Below are 16893 nucleotides of genomic sequence, written 5' to 3'. Positions count from 1 at the left end.
GGAATTTTTATGGATTTTGGGACAGCGTTTAAACAAGTAAAAGAAGGCAAAGCAATGCGCCTTCCAAACTGGAGCTCAGATGTTTTGATTAAGGTACAGTATCCAGATGAACACAGTAAAATGACAGCTCCATACTTGTTTGTTGAAAGTTGTTTTGGTCGTGTACCGTGGCGAGAAACAAACATTGAATTATTTTCAGAGGATTGGGAAGTCATTGAACTGGAGGAAATTAAGGCATGAAAAATACAGTAACCCAAGAAAAAATTGACACTATATTGATTGGTAGCACGTTCGAAACATTTCATAGAGTATTCGGCAAACAGTGCATAGTAGTTGCTGAACTTCCGAATGGTTTCACTATTGTTGGCGAAAGTGCATGTGTTGATCCAGCTAATTATGATAATAAAATTGGTTTTGAACTAGCCATTAAGAAAATTAAAGACCGGTTATGGGAGCTTGAAGGATATAAACTTCAAAATGAGCTCTATCAAAAGTAGGGCACTTAAAAATGAAGGGTGGTGATTAAGTGGGATCAGCAAAAATATTACTGACTGACAAGAAAGGCAGTATAATCAATGATTTTATGATTGGAAATGGAAAAGGGTATGCTAAAGACAATTTGACTAGGCAAGTGCCAGGACAAAGACGACAATTAGCACCTTCTGATTTAGAGGATCTTTATAGTTCAAACTCTATGGCTGCTAATATTATTGATATCCCAGCTGAGGATATGACTAGAAGCGGATGGACTATCAAAATGAAAGATGAAAAATTAAAAGCCCTGTATGAATCACGTTTGAGACAATTGAAGACTAAAGATATGTTTAAACAGTTAAATATATTCGATAGGCTTTATGGGGATGGATTCATTAGTTTAGGTTTGATTCAAAAAAACACATTTGAGTTGAGTGATGCAATTAAACTGGATGACTTGAAGAAAATATCCTATTTGAATGCATTTTCTAGTAAAAAAGTAAATAACCGAGTAATTGATGAAGATGTTTTTAGTCCGAGGTATGGTAAATCCGAATCATTTGAGATTAATAACCGGTCTAGAACTGGAATTGAAATTGCAGGTCAAACTCAAGTATCTGTTCACCATTCACGCTTAATTCATCAACAATCAACGAGATTCGAGGACGAAATCGAAGGTACTTCACTACTTGAAAGCCTATATGATATTCTTACCGTAATGGATACTAGTCTTTGGTCGGTAGGTCAAATTATGTATGATTTTGTCTTTAAAGTCTTTAAATCTAAAGACATTGATGGAATGAATAATGCTGACAAAGCAGAGCTTGGAATGCTTATGGATTATAAATTCAGAACTGAAGCTTTAGCAGTTATCGCAAATGATGAAGAACTTGGTAAAGAATCAACTAATGTTTCAGGTATTAACCAATTGCTCGACTTTACATGGGATTATCTGGCAGGTGCTGCTAGGATGCCTAAAACAGTATTAAAAGGCCAAGAAGCAGGAACTTTAACAGGCGCTCAATATGATGTAATGAACTATTATTCTCGGATAGCCTCAATGCAAGAGAATTCAATGCGACCACAGCTAGAATATCTTGTTAGACTATTGATGTGGTGTGAAGATGAGTGCGGTGGTCGAATAGATCCCGATTCAATCGAATGGTCTATTGAATTTAATCCGCTTTGGAGCGTTGATAGCAAAACAGATGCTGAGATTCGTAAACTTACAGCTGAATCAGATAAAATTTATATTGAGAGCGGTGTGCTGGATCCTTCAGATGTTCAAGAAGCAAGGTTTGGTCGTTTTGGTGTTACAGAAACTAGCAAGTTTAATGCAGATTCAGCAACTGATATTGATAAGTTAGCCGAATCTGTTTATAAAAAATACAAGGAAAATCGAGCAGATGGCTAGGATACCTCGTACTAGATACCCGTTGAACATCGAAAAAAGTTATGCTAAAAACATAAATAAATTAGTAAGTGAACTTGATTCTCTTATTTTGTACGAGTTTGATAAAATAATTAGTCCTTTAATAGATGATGAAAGAATGACTAAAGACTCAATTATTAGTGATTCTTTTTTTGATGTTGCTAAAAAAGCAATTGAAAAAATAAAATTCCTATCATTAGGTGCTTTTAATAGTAATGATATTAATAAGGTTTCTACAAAGTATATTAGTTCGTTAAATAGTGCAAATAAAAGTAATTTGAATAGTCAATTAAAAACAAAAGGTGTCAATCCTTTAGATTCTGAACCTTGGTTAAAAGAATATTCCAATTCAAAAATAGCTGAAAATGTCAGCTATATAACAAACATCCGAGATGAATATTCTTCTAAAATAGAACAAATAATCTATCGAGGAGTGACAAATGGTCAATCTTCTGCAGAAATGCGTGAAGAGCTGATTAATCAATCTGGTATAGCTAGAAAAAAAGCCGATTTTATTGCGCGAGATCAAACGGGTTCAATATTAGGTCAAATGACAGCTAAGAGACATGAAAAATCTGGAATTCGAGCATTTAGGTGGAGTGATAGCGGAGACTCTAAAGTTAGAGATTCACATCATGAACGAGATGGTAAAATTTATTATTATGCTGACAATCCTTTATTACCAGGTGAAGAATACAACTGTAGATGTGTAGCAGAGCCTATTTTTGATGATGAGCTAGCTCAAATTGAAGCAGAGCAGGCCTTGAATGAGCTAACTGAAAATGAAGAGTATGCAATTAATACTTATATTAGTTCAGAAGCCTATCGTATAAATGATAAGCTTAGAAATGGTTATGATTTAGATGAGAAGGACTCGAAACTTCTTAAAGAATTAGATAGTGCTCTTAGTAAGATGGATAAGTTTGAAGGTGATTTAAATCGATCGTATACCTTTAGGTCACAAGAAGATTTAATAAATTTTGTTACTCCGTTAAGAATTGGAGAGACTAGAAGATTTAAAGAATACATGTCAACTTCAATCGATGTTTATGATCCAGGTAATCAGTTGCTCCTAATCATTAGAAATGCCAAAAAGGGTAGAAATATTAGTCAAATAAACGAAAATGAGCTTGAAGTCTTGTATGAAAGAGGAGCTACCTTTATAGTTATAGAAAGATACCGACTTGAAACAGGTGTCTTAGTAATTGAATTGGAGGAATTCCATGACTAAAAAATACAAACCTTATGAGCATCCAAGATGGAAAGATAACCCGATAAGTGAACATGTCGGTTTTGTTCCTGAACAACTTTCTAAAGAAGAACAGAAAGAGCGTGACCGTAAAGAAAAAGAGTTTATGGATGGTGTTAATGATCTTGCCAAAACTCTTAAAAAAAATGATTAGGACCTGCTAAATTAGCTAGGTCTATTTTTGTACCTTAAATTTGAAAGGTGGTGAGGGTATGGGAAAACAGAAAAAAGAAGCGGTTCAAGAAGCTGAATCAGCAAGTACAGTGGAGGTTAAGCCAGTTAAAGCTATAAAGACTCCACCAACTGAATTTATGGAGACTAAGCCAGCAATTCATATTGTAGATGAAGGAGAAACGCTTTATTCGATTGCTACAAAGCATGGCATAACTGTAGGATTGTTAAAGGAATTGAATTTCAATGACACAAATCCAAGCGTTTATGTTGGTCAACAATTAAAATTAATGGGATAGGGGGCTAAATCTGATGGGACGTGTTAACCTCTATGACAAAGCACTGATTGAAGATTTTAGCGAAACTGATGAGGGCTATCTTACTGTCAAAGCACCAATCACTAGACCTGGCGTGTTTCCTTATTTAACAAAAGATGGAGCTGTAGAAATGCAGGCAAAGCTACCAGAAGAGTTGTTTTCTGATAAAACAATTAAATCTGCAAATGCTAAACCAGTTACAGATGACCATCCACATGAGGCAGTTACTGCGAATAATTTCACAAAATACTCAAAAGGTATGACTCATACTGATGCAAGGGTTGAAAATAATACTTTAGTAGTGTCATTTACTGTCACAGATTCTGCTACAATTCAAAAAATTAAGGCTGGGAAACGTGAATTGTCAATTGGTTTTAGTGCTGATGTCAAAGACGAAAAAGGGAATTATAGCGGTATGAACTATGATTCTGTTCAAAGAAATATGCAAGTTAATCATCTAGCGATAGTTGATAAAGGCCGGGCGGGTCCAGAGGTTGCAATCCTCAATGATTCTGTCGATTTTGTCATGGATTCAAAAAAAAATAAACAAAATGGAGGTAATAAAATGCCACAAATTATTATTGATGGTTCCGAGTTTGAAGTAGACACAGCTGTTAAATCAAAATTTGACGCTTTATCTGCACAGGCAGATGCTGCTGAAACTAAAGCAAAAGGATTAGATGCTTTGCAGGGGGAACGTGATGCATTAAAAGAAAAATTAGATGCTAAAGAAGCTGAGATTACTGAGCTTAAGAAAAATCAAGTAAACGAAGACGAGATGGATACACGTGTTCAAGCACGGATTGAATTAGTTGAAAAAGCTAAACCTATTCTTGGTGATTCTTTTGAATTTAATGGTAAATCAGATCGTACGGTTAAAGAAGCAGCTATCTTAGAAACAAAAAAAGATTTTAAGGCTGATGGGAAATCAGATGATTATATTGATGCATTCTTTGACTCAATGACTGAACTAGTTGCTGATAAAGGATTCACTCACGGAGTTAATTTCTCTGATGCTAAAGATAAAGAAAAGGCTGCAGATGAAGAAATTAATCAAAAGAAACAAAATCGCTTAAATATGAATAAGAAGGGAGAAAAATAATCATGACAATTCCATACCCACAAAAGTATATGTCTCCAGAGTTAGGTATTGGCAAGTTAGCCAACTATCAAAATACGCAAGCTGATTCCAAAGCAGTTGGTACGAATAGCATTAAATTTGGGCAAGCTGTTCAAGTTAATGAAAGCATTGCAGCACCTTGTGACACAGGTAATTTCTTTGGTGTTGCTCTTGCTAAGAATTATGTTGACGAAATCAAATTCAATGATGATAAAAAAACAGGAGAATATCGTCAAGGTAAGATGGTAGCTGTTTTACGAAAAGGATCTATCTGGGTTCAAGTAGATGATGATGTTAAAGAAGGCGAATATGCTAGTGTTAAAGCGACTGGTAATTTTGGTATTGTTTCTACAGCAGAAGACTCAACAGATAAGCCAATTGGTATTTTTCAAACAAGTGCACAAGCAGGCGGCTTAGCAATTTTACAAATTAACTTACCTTAAAAAGGAGGAATAAATAAATGTCAAATCAACCAACAGCAACATTAGAAGCACGTGATTTACAAGCAATTGATAAAGTGCTTTATGAGGCACCGAAAGAGGAGCTTGTCGCACGATTAATTTTTAACATTAAAACAGATATCCATCCAGGGGCAGAAACATATGGTTATAACGTAATGACCCGTAGTGGAGCAGCTAAAATCATTGCTAACGGAGCAGATGATCTTCCGCTAGTAGATACAGATTTACAAAGATTTCAACAACCTATTTATACAATTGCAGCAGGGATTAGAATTAGCGTTCAAGAATTACGTCAAGCGCAATTAGTAGGTCAATCTGTAGATGCAACTAAAACAGAAACAGCTCGACGTGCTATTGCCGAAAAAGAAAATAGTATTATTTTCACAGGTGATCCAAAAGTTAATGTTAAAGGGATCGCTAATGCTGACGGTATTCAAGTTGTTAACGTTGCAAAAACATGGAAAACAGCAACAAGTGATGAAATTGTGGAACAAGTACGAACTACTCGGGCAAAAATTACCGTTATTCCAGGGTATCGTACAGCATCGCTTAAAATGTTAGTCTCTTCAACTCAATACGAAGAACTAAATCGTCGTTATAGCGATTTTGATTCACGTACAATCTTAAAAGTTATTGAAGAGAATCAATGGTTTGAGTCAATTATTCCTGTTTCTGATTTAGATAAAGCAGGTACAAATAAAACGGACTGTTTTATTATTATGGATACTCGTTCATCAACTTGTGAAATTTTATTGCCGATGGATGTTGTACGTTTTGAACAAGAATGGGCTTATCCAAACTGGAAAGTACCATTTGAAGAGCGTTGCGGTGGTGCATTAATCCGTACACCTTATGCAATTGTTCGAGCAGACGGAATTTAAAAACAAGGAGGAAAACATATGTTAGTACAAAATAAAGGGAAATATATTCGTCATTTTGGAAGTATTATGATTATTCCAGGAGGAAACGAATTAAACGAAGAACAGGAAAAAGAATTCTCAAAAGAAATGAAACTTCCTTTAAATGCTGTCTTATTAGATAAAGAAATATGTGTTGTAGGAAGTCTTAACACTTCTAGTTTTATTGATTTAAATAAGGAGGAAGCCTTAGAACTAATCAGTGATACGTTTGATTTAGCTTTGTTAAATAAATTTGCTGAGGATGAAAAAGGCAAAGGAAATAAGGCTCGTAAATCTTTAATCAGTGCAATTGAAATTCAAATCGAATCAATTAAAAATCCTCCTGAAGACTCTGTTGTTAAAACGGAAGATTAGGAGGTTTTTAATATGTCTAAAACTACAGTTGATAAAGTAAAACTAACGGCCAAAGAAATAGTATCATTAAGTGATAGTGCAATAAGTCTTTTTATTGAAGATGCATTTTTAGATGTTCAAGAGCAAAATTTCCCATCAAATATTGAGGAAAAAGCAAATCGCTATTTAGCAGCACATTTGGCAATAATGAGTGATAAAAATGTCACTTCTGAAGCTGTAGGTTCATTAAAACGAGAATATAGTAGCAAGGATTCTAGTTTAAAAGGCCTTGAATTAACAGCATATGGTCAAGAATTTTTACGCTTAAAAAAAGAATATGTGCGGTCTGGAATAAGCTTGGTGGTGGTCTAATGAAAGTGACTAATGATTTTTCAGGTATGAAACGAATTGAAAGTGAACTTGAAAAACTAAATAAAAAAAGTTTGCAAATTGGAATATTCGGTGAAGACGATTCTTTTATGGCTATGATTGCGGGTGTTAATGAATTTGGTGCTACAATCAGACCAAAAAAACAGTATCTTACAATTCCAACTCCTGAGGCTAAAGGCAGAAAAGCAAGAGATATACCTGGTCTTTTCAAACCTAAAGGTAAAAAGATTTTAGCAATATCTGATGGAAAAAAAGGACTAAAAGTTATGTTTTATCTTGTTAAAGAAGTAAACATACCTGAAAGATCGTTTTTAAGGTCAACTTTTGATGAAAGAGAAGCAGAATGGCATGAATTTTTTTCTAGTAACATTGATAGAATTTTAGCTGGTGAGATAACTGCTAATCAGATATATGAGCAGCTAGGTGCTAAAATTGCTAGCAATATTCAGAATAAAATCAAAGAGACCTCAAGTCCTTCAAATGCTCCAGCTACAATTGCTAATAAAGGTGTAGATAACCCTTTAATTAATACTGGTAGATTAAGGCAATCAGTTACTTGGAAGGTTGTGGACTAATGGAAAAAATGGATTTTCTATCTCTTCTAAGTTCATTTGGAGTGCCAATTTCAATCCATTTAAAAGCTGAGGAAGAAGGGAATTGGATAAGTGGGGAATGGGTAAAAAGTGACAATGAATCCATATTAGAAGTAGAAGAACCCTTTATCCCATCATCGTTAGCTACTCAGCTGCCGTTCTCTACAAATTATGGAGAAGGTGGGTATTTTGAAAAGTATGAAATGATATGGTTTTCTTCTCAAAAAGTACCTCTAAAAACTATTGTCACTCATAATAATTTGAATTATTCAGTTGAACATGCAATTGATTATAAAGATTATTCAAATGTGACTCAGTATGGATGTAGGGCGGTGGAACAATTTGGTAACAGGAAAATATGATTATAAACACCTAGCTGATACTTTAATTAATGTTGTTGCTAGTACAAGTAATCTAAAAATGATTGAAAGTAACTCGTCAGGTCCTCAACCAGACTATCCTTTTTGGACATATACAATAATTTCTCCATATCTTTCTATCACGAGTGATATCGTCACTGGAGAGCAATTTGAGGTAGTTATTTCGTTAACATGTCATGCGATGTCAAGTCTAGAGGTCTTAAATCAAGCTATGAATCTTAACAAGGATTTTAGATCGTTTGAGATATTAAATTATCTCAAACAAACTGGAATTACTTTAGTGGAACTATCAAATACAACAAAACGTGATAATTTTATTTCTATTGATTATGAGCGATTGTCAGGCTTTGATATGCGATTAAGAGTAAGAGATTCATATGTAGATGATGTTGAAATGATTGATAATATAGAATTATAGGAGGGAATAAAATAATGGTAGAAGCAATTACAGATGTAACAGTATCCATTAATGTTCAACAACCACAACCTAAAATTGGATTAGGTATTCCAGCTATTTTTGCTGTTGGGATTGAACAAACATTTAAAGAATATTCTAGTTTGGATGGGTTGGTTAAAGATTTTGGCGAAAATACTACAGTTTATAAAAAAGCTAAAGCAGTGTTTGCCCAAGTAAATATGCCTAAAAATATCGTTGTTATCACCTATAAGGAAGAAGAATCTGCACCAGATCGTCTTGGAACTTCTGGTAATATTGTAAAAGCAGCGGAGGAATACTTTTTTGAAAATTGGCATTTTGCTTTACTTGCAGAATTTGAATCAGATACTGGCTTAGCATTAAGCAATTTTATTGAAGAACAAAAATTCAAATTTTTAGTATTACAAGTTGCTAAAGCGAGTGATTTAACACCTTTTGCTAAAAATTCGCTGACTATTGGAGTTGTCCATTCTTTAGCAGAAGAATATTTGGATGCTGCATTAATTGGGAATACTGCTAATTTAACTGTAGGATCCGTAACATGGAAGGGACGACCTAATTTAATAGGGATTACAGCGCAAAAATTAATGGTTTCAAACCTTGAAGAAATTCATAAAGCTGGTGGTTTAGCCTATGTTGAAAAAGCTGGAATTCCTCAAACTTCAGAAGGTAAAACGATTAGTGGTGAATTTATTGACTCGCTTCATGGAGATCATTGGATTAAATCAAATATTGAATCGCGTTTACAACGTTTATTATCTAATACTGATAAAATCACTTTTGATTCAAATGGTATTGCGTTACTTCGTAATGAATTAACAACAGTATTCGAGGAAGCATTCAGTAACGGTATTATTGATGTTGTCGATGAAACCGGAAATGGGAATTACTCAATTACAGCATTACAACGTACTGATTTAAAACCAGAAGATATTGCAGCACGAAATTATAAAGGCCTTTCATTCACTTATAAACGTTCTGGAGCAATCCATTCTGTTGACGTAAGTGGAACAATTGAAGTTTAAAAAAGGAGGAAATTAATCTATGGAAGATATGTTAACCTATGATGCCCGTGCGGTATCAATAATTGTAGATAGTATTAATCTGTTTGGATTTGGTGACGGAGATATGGTTACCTGTTCGAAAGATGCTAATAATGCTGAAATCAAAGTCGATGCACAAGGCCAAGCATCAGCAGCGATTAATAATGATAATTTAGGAACGATTAAAATTGAGCTAGCTCAAACATCACCTTGTTACCCTAAAATGATGGCAATTGCTAACGAGAAGAAAATTGTTCCGGTTCGAGTGGTCAATGGAACAGAAGTAATTGGCGGTTCTAAAGCGATCATTGAGAAGCTACCGGATGCCGGGTTTGGCAAGTCGGTTGGTGCTCGTTCATTCAGTTTTAAAGTCTTAGATTATAAGCATACAGTCGATTAAGCACTCTCTTAAAAGAGTGCTTTTTTATGTGATTAAAAATTAGGAGGAAAATATCATGACAGAAAAAACTAAAACAATCAAAGCAGTAGAAGCTAAAAATTCAATTCCTGAGGAAGAAAAAACACCACTTAAAAAATTTGGTAAACAAGAAACAGTTACAGTTGAAGGTGTGGAATATAAGTTTCAGTTCCCTGGTATTCGCAAGGCGCAACAAATTCTTGATGGGTCAAAAATGTTAAACGGTATCATCAGTGATGAAGCCTATAATCATCAGTTGATGGAAATTGTTATCATTGAACCAAAAACGAATTGGGATTATTGGGATGAAAATGCTGGATATCGTGAGGTTATGGCATTAGCTGATAACTTTCTTGGGAGATTGTTCAACTAGTCCTGACAGCCGGAAAATTGAGAGAGAAGTCAATAAAGATTATGGTTATTGGCTTCCTGTAATTGCAGGTATAGCAAATAAAGAAGAAATAGAAGTCGCTACAGCTAAAGAATTAGCTATTTATAATCAAGTAGCAATTGAAAAAATAAAACTAATGAGAGGTGGTATGTAATATGTCTGGAGCATTAAGAAAAACAGTTATTGAGATTGATTGGAAAATTAATAATGATGGATTACATCAAGCTAATGCAGAAACAGATCGTTTAATTGAACAGGCTGGAAAAGCCGAACAATCATACAGAAGAACTGATTCTAGCATTGATTCTGCCACCTCGTCATTACGCACAATGAATAATACGACGCGTACTGGAACTAGCAATGTTGTAGAGTTAGCAAGCCGTACGCGTTCTACATATAATGGCGCGAGGGATTCTATTCGAGATACAACGCGAGAATTAGATAACCAAGATAGAGAAATTCAAGATAATACAAGAAATATTCGCTCATTTGGTACTACGGCAAGAACTGCTTTAGCACAAGCAGGACAAGGTGCAGAAACTGCTAAAAATAAATTAAGTAGTGTTGGAGATTCATTAGATAAAGTAAATTCAAAAATCAACAATGGATTTAAAACAGTTGCTAGGACATCAGCTGTCGCAGGTGCAGCATTAGTAGCTGTAGGAAGTTATGCTTTTAATGCTGCTTCTGATACGAATGAGTCACTAAATAAAGTTGAAGTGGCATTTGATGATAATGCGAATACGGTTAAAAAATGGTCTGAAACTACGTTAGATAAAATCGGTTTAGCAAAGGGGACTGCACTTGATTTAGCAGCCACGTTTGGCGATATGTCAACATCAATGGGCATAAATACAGGAGAAGCTGCTAAAATGTCAACTGGCATGGTTGATTTGGCAGGAGATTTAGCTTCATTTAAAAATATTGATATAGATAGAGCTTATACAGCTTTAAATGGAGTATTTACTGGTGAGACTGAGGCTTTGAAATCATTAGGAATTGTAATGACTCAGACTAATTTACAACAATTTGCAGTTTCAAGTGGTGCTGTGCAGAATGCTACAGATAGTGCAGCTGCTGAAAAAGGAGCAATTGCTAGAGAAAAAGCTCAAAAAACATTAAATAATGCAATTGCTAAACATGGAGAGAATTCGTTAGAAGCTCGTGATGCTCAGATGAAGTTGCAGGAAGTAGAAAAAGCTGCAAATGCTACAGCTGATGTCTCACTTGCGAAATTATCACAAGCTGAGTTAGTTCGCTTGCGTTACAATTACGTTCTAGATAAAACAAAAAATGCTCAAGGTGATTTTGCGAATACGAGTGATCAAGCCGCTAATGCTACTCGCGTGTTTAGCGAATCGGTAAAAGAACTTGCCAGTGATGCAGGTCAGCATTTATTGCCAATATTTACACCATTAATAATTAAAGCATCTGATTTTGTAAAAAAAGCTGATTTTATACCAGAGATGTTTGAAAAAATCGGAAAAGCTTCAGTGCCTGCAATGGAAATGACGAGTAAATATTTTGGCTTAGCTAAGGATTATTTTGTTGATGAGCTTATACCAACAGCGAAAGCGGCTGGTGAGGCATTAGGACCAGGGATTGCAGAAGGATTAAAAACGACAGGTGAAATCATTCGAGGAACTATTGATAACGTTGTGAAACCGGCAATATCTTTTATCAGAGATTTTTCAGAAGAACATCCCGGAATGATGAAAAAGATAAGCAAGTGGGCGACTTTTGGGATTGCGGGTTTGCTTGGATTTAGTGCAGTTAGTAAACCCATATTTGGAGCAACAACAAAAGTTTTAGGTTTAGTTGCAATGTTAAAGAAAATAGGACCAGCTAGTACAGCGGCAGCAGTTCAAACTTCTGCTTCAATGAATATTATCGGACAGTCAGCTTCATCAGTAACAACTAGACAAGGTATTGCTACTGCTACTGGTGGTATAGGAACGCGAGCAGGTACAAGTGCTGCTAGTACTGGACGTTTTGGACGTATTGGTAATGCTTTATTTGGAGTCGGAAGAGGAACAACTACTGCAGTGGCAGATGTTGGAGCTCGTACTGCTGCTAGAACTGCAAGTTCAGGAATATTATCTAAAGGACTTGGTGCTTTAAAAGGAGTAGGGAAAGCTATTCCGGGTATTTCTTTGTTAGGTGCTGGATTAAATTTAGTTGGTACAAATAAAAAGAATGTTGGCGAAAAAGTTGGTGGTTCTGGCGGAATGCTTGCTGGGGGAGCTGCTGGAGCAGCAATAGGAACAGCCATATTCCCGGGAATAGGTACAGCAATCGGGGGAATAATTGGTACAGCAGCAGGATCATCATTCGGGCAAAAATTCGGACAATTTATTCAAAAAAATTGGAAATCAATTACAAAAACAACTAGCGATTTATGGGAATCCGCTAAAGACAATAAAACTTTTGGTAAATATTTCAAAAATGCCGAAATTATAGCAAAAGCAAGTGCAACTAGTATTAAAGAAACCTATCACTCTGCTAAAGATAGCATAACCGAATTTTTTGCGGATCCATTCGAAACCAAAATAAAAGCTAAAAATGGAGTTTCCAAAAAGACTGCTAAGAGCGTAAATTCATATATGGATAATAGTAATAAACTTATTTCTAATCAAGCAGAACAAAGTATTACTGGAAAAATGATGACTGAAAAAGAGTTTACAGAAAACATATCTACTTTAGATAAGATGGAAGATCAGGTCGTTTCTTCTTTGAATAAAAAGAAAGAAAAATCGGCTAAAAATATTGATAAGTTATCAAGTTTAGGTTTAATTGACCAATCGGTTGTTGATAGTGCTAAACGGCAAGGTGAAGAACTCAATAGTTTCCGTACTAAAAAGTATCAAGAAGGGAATCAAAAGCTAAAGGATATTGAAACAAAACAGTGGAATGAGTCATTGACTGCAACTAAAAAATATGAAGATGAAGCGAATGCAATTAAAGTAAAAGCACAACAAGAAGGTCGTGCCTTAACTCAGGAAGAGCAAAATCGAATTACCCGTATTGAAGAAATTGCAAATGCAGAACGTAAATCAATTAGCCAAAAATATGATGAAGAAAAAAAGACTTTAATAGAAAATCAAAATAAAAAAGCTGTTTCTGCTTTATCTCAATCAGCAAAAGAGCAAAAAATAATTTTAGGAAATTTAGAAGATAGCACGTCAAAAATGAGTGCGAAACAAGCTGCTAGTATTGTTGAAAGTTCTTATAAGGCAAAAGAAGGTGCTGTTAAAGCTGCTAATGATAAGTTTAATGAAACGAAACGTATTTTAGATGAAGAGCGATTTGTTACAGGGAGTATTAGTAAAGAAGCTTATGAAAAGGCAATAAAAACAGCTAAAGAGCAAAGAGACGGAACAGTTAAAGCAGCTGAAGAAACCCATGATGGAGTTGTTACACAAGCAAAAAAACAAGCTGAAGGGCATATTCAAGAAGTTGATTGGGAAAAGGGTGAGGTCCTAAGTAAATGGGATCAATTGAAAGCCTCAACTATACAAAATTTCATTGATACAAAAGATCAAGCAGTTGAAAAATGGAATGAATTTAAACAAGGCTTTAATGATATATCAACGAATATAGCAGAAACCTCAATGGCTATTTGGCGTCAATTCAAAGTGGATTTTGCTTCCAACCTTAATGGATTTTTATTTGGTATCAATAAAGTTCTAGAGTTTTTCAATCTTTCACCAATAAAACCTTATAACCCAGAAGGGTTAGACAGTGGGAAAAGTTATTCAGAACCTTCAAGTGGAAGCATGCCAATGAATTACCAGGGAAATTCTAGTTTTAACGGAGGAAATTCTTTAGTAGGAGAAGAAGGGTTTGAATTAGCTTATGATAAATCAACCTCAACAGCAAGAGTCTTAGGCGCTAACGGTCCCGAAATAGCTAATATTTCAGCCAATACTAAGATTTTAAACCATAAAGACTCTAAAAAAGTTGTTAGTGGTGGATTAGGAAAAGGAACAGTATTACCTGGATTTGATAAAGGAAATTCTAGCTTAGGTGATTTTGTAGGAAACGTGAAAAATAAAGTTTCGGATACTGCTGAAAATATAGGAGGAGCTATATCAGGAGCAGCAAAAACAGCTTATGATTGGATATCTGATCCCGTTGGAAAAGTAACAGAGTTATTAAGCAGTTTCAATAAATATAAGAAAGAGAGCACTATAAATGGTTTTGGTTTTGGCGGATTAACCAAAGTAGGAGAAAGTGCAAAAGGTTGGGTACAAGACAAACTAAGCGCTATTAGCATTAGCCCACCAGGAGAAGGTGCAGAGCGTTGGAGACCAACAGTAATGAAATCTCTTGCATTAAATGGTTTACCAGCATCGGAGGCTTATGTGGGTGCTTGGTTACGTCAAATTCAATCAGAGTCCGGAGGAAATGAAAAAGCTGTACAAGGTGATATTGGTGACATTAACAATAAAACTGGTGATTTAGCAAAAGGATTATTACAAACAATTTCTGCAACGTTTAATGCTTATAAACATGCTGGTCATGGCGATATTTTTAACGGCTTTGATAATATGCTTGCTGCGATGAACTATGCGAAAAGTCGTTATGGTGCAACTTCTATGCTTGGCGTAATTGGTCATGGACATGGTTATAAAAATGGTGGTCGTCCACCAATCAAGGAATCAATACTTGTAGGTGAAGAAGGTCCTGAAATTGTTGAAATGGATTCTCCCGGAACTATTCATTCAAACAGTAAGACGAAAGAATTATTGAATAACCCTAAAGAAAGAAACAAAGGGCAAACAATTAACTTTAGTCCTATTATAAATATTTCTATGGGAGATAACTCAAGCGGAGTTAGTGAGTCGCAGATTAAAAAAGCTGTAGATGAAGCACTTGAAAGAGCTTTTGAAACATTTAGACGTCAATTCGGAACTGGGGTGGCATATTAATAATGGCCAAGTTAGATGGAATTTATATTGTGAATGAAACGGACTCAGCAACCTATGCTGTGACAGTAACCGAATATCCAGTTGAAGAAGGATTACCCTTATCCGATGCTGTGATAAAAGTACCTGATACATTTTCAGTTACTGGATTTATTATTTCCAAAAATGCCGAAAATGAACTAAACTCTTTAAAATCTAAAATGGAAAAAGGGACTATTGTAAAGTATGTCGGGAGAATGATTGCTTCCGATGTGCTTATTACTGATATTTCTGCAAGTTATGCTAAAGAAGTTGGGAATGGTCTTGGTGTAACGATTAATTTAAAAAAAATAAGAATACCAAAAAGTCCATGGATAAAAAAAGTAACACAACCTTCAAATTCAGGTAACAAACCTGTAGTGTCAAATAACAGCAAACTTTTCCATCTTGTACGAGCAGGAGACACGTATTGGGGAGTTTCTCAAAAGTATGGAAAAAACCTTAATACTATTATGAATTATCCTGAAAATCCTTGGCCAGCTCGCGTAATTCCTATAGGAGTGAAAATTAGATATCAGTAAAAAGAGATATAGAAAGGAGATCAATTAATGAAATATAACTCAATGATTGATTTCAGTGTGGAAGAGGTTCCAGTCATTTTTGAAGTTAAGCTAGGGAATGCAGTATATTTGATGGGAATCAACTATAATGATAATTTTGACTATTTCACAATTGATTTATACAAGTTAGATAAAACCCCTATAATTTTGGCAGAGAAATTAATATTAAATCAACCGCTTTTCGAGGGGATGGTTGATGATCGTTTACCAGCTCCAGTAATCATCCCTTCAAATACTGCAAACATAGAAGAGCGAGTTAATAAACTTAATTTTGGTAAAACGGTATTTCTTTATATTGATGATGGAGGTGGAAATTGATGACGGATTTAGAAGCAAAACTTTTAGATGTTCACTTTGAAGATGTTGGGGCAGGAAACTTTGTTATATATCGTTACCCATCGATGGAAATCCATGTAGATATTCCGTTTGATGATGATCCTACACCGAATGAGTGTACTGTAAGCATTTTTAATTTGAGCCAATCTTCTATCTCAAAAATGAAAAAAGGTATCAACATGTCTGTTTTTGCAGGTAATCCAAAAGATTGGGGAGCTTTATTAGAGGGTACATGCGCAAAAGTTGAGACTCGTTATAATGGTCCAACAAAGGAAACAGTCATCACCTTGACCGACTATGGAAATTTTAATGCTAAACCTGCTAATATAACATTTGCAAATAACACAAGAGCATCAACAATTCTCAATCGATTATGTGCAGAAATGGGTTCTGCAGCCGCAGTTTTAGAGTTGCCTGAAGATAAACTATACACTTCTGGATATAAGGTGAGCGGTACAATTGGAGATGCTTTTAATGAAGTAATTGCAGATTGTAAAGCTTCTATGTATTTACGACGTGGACGAATTTATATTCGAAATCTAAAGAAAGGTGATGATGAACGATTTAAGTTAAGTAGTGCAACTGGCTTAATCGGATCACCTGAACGAGTAGAAACTGAAGATTACAAAGGATATAACATCCGATGCATACTACAACATAAAATAAGTACTGCAAGTATCATTGAATTAGATACTAAGGATGTAAAAGGAACTTTTAGAGCTAAGTCAGGAAGACATAGCTTTGACGGTTCTTCTTTTATTACAGAAGCGTTGGTGATTGAATGAGTAATGCTAGTATGTTTTTTGAAGAATACAAAAGAAATATTTTGCAAAGTATCAACACATGCAGTCTAGGTAGGATAGTTTCTATAAATGGAAATAGAGCGAATGTGCAACCTCTTT

The 16893-nt window shown here is 35.0% G+C and carries 22 protein-coding genes; all 22 read left to right on the top strand.

Annotation, left to right across the window (positions count from 1 at the left end; translation table 11 throughout):
• Positions 1-9 precede the first annotated feature (9 nt).
• Genes MHI00_RS11675 through MHI00_RS11570 form a run of 22 tightly spaced genes read left to right on the top strand, consistent with a single transcriptional unit; the run spans position 10 to position 16776 of the window.
• Positions 10-240, top strand: a complete 231-nt coding sequence (locus tag MHI00_RS11675) for a Thoeris anti-defense Tad2 family protein (RefSeq protein ID WP_341113792.1) — start codon at positions 10-12, stop codon at positions 238-240.
• Positions 237-497, top strand: a complete 261-nt coding sequence (locus tag MHI00_RS11670; RefSeq protein WP_341113791.1) for a Gp49 family protein — start codon at positions 237-239, stop codon at positions 495-497. The genes MHI00_RS11675 and MHI00_RS11670 overlap by 4 nt, the downstream gene beginning before the upstream one ends.
• Before the next feature lie 29 nt (positions 498-526).
• Positions 527-1888 (top strand): anti-CBASS protein Acb1 family protein, encoded by a 1362-nt coding sequence (locus tag MHI00_RS11665; protein WP_341113790.1) that lies wholly within the window; start codon positions 527-529, stop codon positions 1886-1888.
• On the top strand, positions 1881-3137 hold the full coding sequence (locus tag MHI00_RS11660; protein WP_035064264.1) for a phage head morphogenesis protein: 1257 nt from the start codon (positions 1881-1883) through the stop codon (positions 3135-3137). The genes MHI00_RS11665 and MHI00_RS11660 overlap by 8 nt, the downstream gene beginning before the upstream one ends.
• Positions 3130-3309 carry a hypothetical protein gene (locus MHI00_RS11655; protein ID WP_035064261.1) on the top strand — a complete coding sequence of 60 codons (180 nt, stop codon included), beginning with the start codon at positions 3130-3132 and terminating at the stop codon, positions 3307-3309. Before MHI00_RS11660 ends, MHI00_RS11655 begins: the two co-directional genes overlap by 8 nt.
• A gap of 58 nt (positions 3310-3367) precedes the next feature.
• Positions 3368-3625: a LysM peptidoglycan-binding domain-containing protein gene (locus MHI00_RS11650; protein ID WP_119906421.1), complete on the top strand. Its 258-nt coding sequence runs from the start codon at positions 3368-3370 to the stop codon at positions 3623-3625.
• 13 nt (positions 3626-3638) lie between these two features.
• Positions 3639-4745: a DUF2213 domain-containing protein gene (locus MHI00_RS11645; protein ID WP_035064258.1), complete on the top strand. Its 1107-nt coding sequence runs from the start codon at positions 3639-3641 to the stop codon at positions 4743-4745.
• Positions 4746-4747: 2 nt separating this feature from the next.
• A complete protein-coding gene (locus MHI00_RS11640) occupies positions 4748-5206 on the top strand; it encodes a structural cement protein Gp24 (protein WP_341113784.1) in 459 nt (152 codons plus the stop codon).
• 17 nt (positions 5207-5223) lie between these two features.
• Positions 5224-6105 (top strand): DUF2184 domain-containing protein, encoded by an 882-nt coding sequence (locus tag MHI00_RS11635; RefSeq protein WP_035064252.1) that lies wholly within the window; start codon positions 5224-5226, stop codon positions 6103-6105.
• 18 nt (positions 6106-6123) lie between these two features.
• On the top strand, positions 6124-6498 hold the full coding sequence (locus MHI00_RS11630) for a hypothetical protein (protein ID WP_341113780.1): 375 nt from the start codon (positions 6124-6126) through the stop codon (positions 6496-6498).
• 12 nt (positions 6499-6510) lie between these two features.
• Entirely contained in the window at positions 6511-6849 is a 339-nt protein-coding gene (locus MHI00_RS11625) for a DUF4054 domain-containing protein (protein ID WP_034564790.1), read from the top strand.
• Positions 6849-7442, top strand: coding sequence for a hypothetical protein (locus MHI00_RS11620; protein ID WP_341113778.1), 594 nt, complete (start codon positions 6849-6851; stop codon positions 7440-7442). Before MHI00_RS11625 ends, MHI00_RS11620 begins: the two co-directional genes overlap by 1 nt.
• The gene (locus MHI00_RS11615) at positions 7442-7822 is read left to right on the top strand and encodes a hypothetical protein (protein WP_187958720.1); all 381 of its coding nucleotides are present in this window, start codon (positions 7442-7444) and stop codon (positions 7820-7822) included. The genes MHI00_RS11620 and MHI00_RS11615 overlap by 1 nt, the downstream gene beginning before the upstream one ends.
• Positions 7803-8258 carry a phage neck terminator protein gene (locus MHI00_RS11610; RefSeq protein WP_238339089.1) on the top strand — a complete coding sequence of 152 codons (456 nt, stop codon included), beginning with the start codon at positions 7803-7805 and terminating at the stop codon, positions 8256-8258. The genes MHI00_RS11615 and MHI00_RS11610 overlap by 20 nt, the downstream gene beginning before the upstream one ends.
• Before the next feature lie 14 nt (positions 8259-8272).
• A complete protein-coding gene (locus MHI00_RS11605; protein ID WP_341113774.1) occupies positions 8273-9301 on the top strand; it encodes a DUF3383 family protein in 1029 nt (342 codons plus the stop codon).
• A gap of 19 nt (positions 9302-9320) precedes the next feature.
• Positions 9321-9719, top strand: coding sequence for a phage structural protein (locus MHI00_RS11600; RefSeq protein WP_015076511.1), 399 nt, complete (start codon positions 9321-9323; stop codon positions 9717-9719).
• Positions 9720-9774: 55 nt separating this feature from the next.
• Positions 9775-10110: a hypothetical protein gene (locus tag MHI00_RS11595; RefSeq protein WP_341113772.1), complete on the top strand. Its 336-nt coding sequence runs from the start codon at positions 9775-9777 to the stop codon at positions 10108-10110.
• Positions 10091-10282 carry a hypothetical protein gene (locus MHI00_RS11590; protein WP_015076509.1) on the top strand — a complete coding sequence of 64 codons (192 nt, stop codon included), beginning with the start codon at positions 10091-10093 and terminating at the stop codon, positions 10280-10282. Before MHI00_RS11595 ends, MHI00_RS11590 begins: the two co-directional genes overlap by 20 nt.
• Position 10283: 1 nt before the next feature.
• On the top strand, positions 10284-15059 hold the full coding sequence (locus MHI00_RS11585; protein WP_341113768.1) for a peptidase M23: 4776 nt from the start codon (positions 10284-10286) through the stop codon (positions 15057-15059).
• A gap of 2 nt (positions 15060-15061) precedes the next feature.
• On the top strand, positions 15062-15616 hold the full coding sequence (locus MHI00_RS11580; protein WP_341113765.1) for a phage baseplate protein: 555 nt from the start codon (positions 15062-15064) through the stop codon (positions 15614-15616).
• Positions 15617-15643: 27 nt separating this feature from the next.
• A complete protein-coding gene (locus tag MHI00_RS11575; RefSeq protein ID WP_341113764.1) occupies positions 15644-15973 on the top strand; it encodes a phage baseplate plug family protein in 330 nt (109 codons plus the stop codon).
• Positions 15973-16776: a phage protein gene (locus MHI00_RS11570; RefSeq protein ID WP_341113761.1), complete on the top strand. Its 804-nt coding sequence runs from the start codon at positions 15973-15975 to the stop codon at positions 16774-16776. The genes MHI00_RS11575 and MHI00_RS11570 overlap by 1 nt, the downstream gene beginning before the upstream one ends.
• Positions 16777-16893: the final 117 nt, after the last annotated feature.

Origin of the sequence: Carnobacterium sp. FSL E2-0243, from assembly GCF_038003605.1 — a bacterium.
Lineage (GTDB): Bacteria > Bacillota > Bacilli > Lactobacillales > Carnobacteriaceae > Carnobacterium > Carnobacterium maltaromaticum.
This window is presented reverse-complemented; position numbering and strand designations above follow the sequence as displayed.

Excerpts from the sequence above, each read along its gene's own strand:
- MHI00_RS11675 (WP_341113792.1), top strand. The coding sequence starts at position 10 with ATGGATTTTGGGACAGCGTTTAAACAAGTAAAAGAAGGCAAAGCAATG.
- MHI00_RS11575 (WP_341113764.1), top strand. The coding sequence starts at position 15,644 with ATGAAATATAACTCAATGATTGATTTCAGTGTGGAAGAGGTTCCAGTC.
- MHI00_RS11645 (WP_035064258.1), top strand. The coding sequence starts at position 3,639 with ATGGGACGTGTTAACCTCTATGACAAAGCACTGATTGAAGATTTTAGC.
- MHI00_RS11660 (WP_035064264.1), top strand. The coding sequence starts at position 1,881 with ATGGCTAGGATACCTCGTACTAGATACCCGTTGAACATCGAAAAAAGT.
- MHI00_RS11585 (WP_341113768.1), top strand. The coding sequence starts at position 10,284 with ATGTCTGGAGCATTAAGAAAAACAGTTATTGAGATTGATTGGAAAATT.
- MHI00_RS11630 (WP_341113780.1), top strand. The coding sequence starts at position 6,124 with ATGTTAGTACAAAATAAAGGGAAATATATTCGTCATTTTGGAAGTATT.
- MHI00_RS11670 (WP_341113791.1), top strand. The coding sequence starts at position 237 with ATGAAAAATACAGTAACCCAAGAAAAAATTGACACTATATTGATTGGT.
- MHI00_RS11655 (WP_035064261.1), top strand. The coding sequence starts at position 3,130 with ATGACTAAAAAATACAAACCTTATGAGCATCCAAGATGGAAAGATAAC.
- MHI00_RS11635 (WP_035064252.1), top strand. The coding sequence starts at position 5,224 with ATGTCAAATCAACCAACAGCAACATTAGAAGCACGTGATTTACAAGCA.
- MHI00_RS11580 (WP_341113765.1), top strand. The coding sequence starts at position 15,062 with ATGGCCAAGTTAGATGGAATTTATATTGTGAATGAAACGGACTCAGCA.
- MHI00_RS11640 (WP_341113784.1), top strand. The coding sequence starts at position 4,748 with ATGACAATTCCATACCCACAAAAGTATATGTCTCCAGAGTTAGGTATT.
- MHI00_RS11620 (WP_341113778.1), top strand. The coding sequence starts at position 6,849 with ATGAAAGTGACTAATGATTTTTCAGGTATGAAACGAATTGAAAGTGAA.
- MHI00_RS11650 (WP_119906421.1), top strand. The coding sequence starts at position 3,368 with ATGGGAAAACAGAAAAAAGAAGCGGTTCAAGAAGCTGAATCAGCAAGT.
- MHI00_RS11625 (WP_034564790.1), top strand. The coding sequence starts at position 6,511 with ATGTCTAAAACTACAGTTGATAAAGTAAAACTAACGGCCAAAGAAATA.
- MHI00_RS11605 (WP_341113774.1), top strand. The coding sequence starts at position 8,273 with ATGGTAGAAGCAATTACAGATGTAACAGTATCCATTAATGTTCAACAA.
- MHI00_RS11570 (WP_341113761.1), top strand. The coding sequence starts at position 15,973 with ATGACGGATTTAGAAGCAAAACTTTTAGATGTTCACTTTGAAGATGTT.
- MHI00_RS11600 (WP_015076511.1), top strand. The coding sequence starts at position 9,321 with ATGGAAGATATGTTAACCTATGATGCCCGTGCGGTATCAATAATTGTA.
- MHI00_RS11595 (WP_341113772.1), top strand. The coding sequence starts at position 9,775 with ATGACAGAAAAAACTAAAACAATCAAAGCAGTAGAAGCTAAAAATTCA.
- MHI00_RS11615 (WP_187958720.1), top strand. The coding sequence starts at position 7,442 with ATGGAAAAAATGGATTTTCTATCTCTTCTAAGTTCATTTGGAGTGCCA.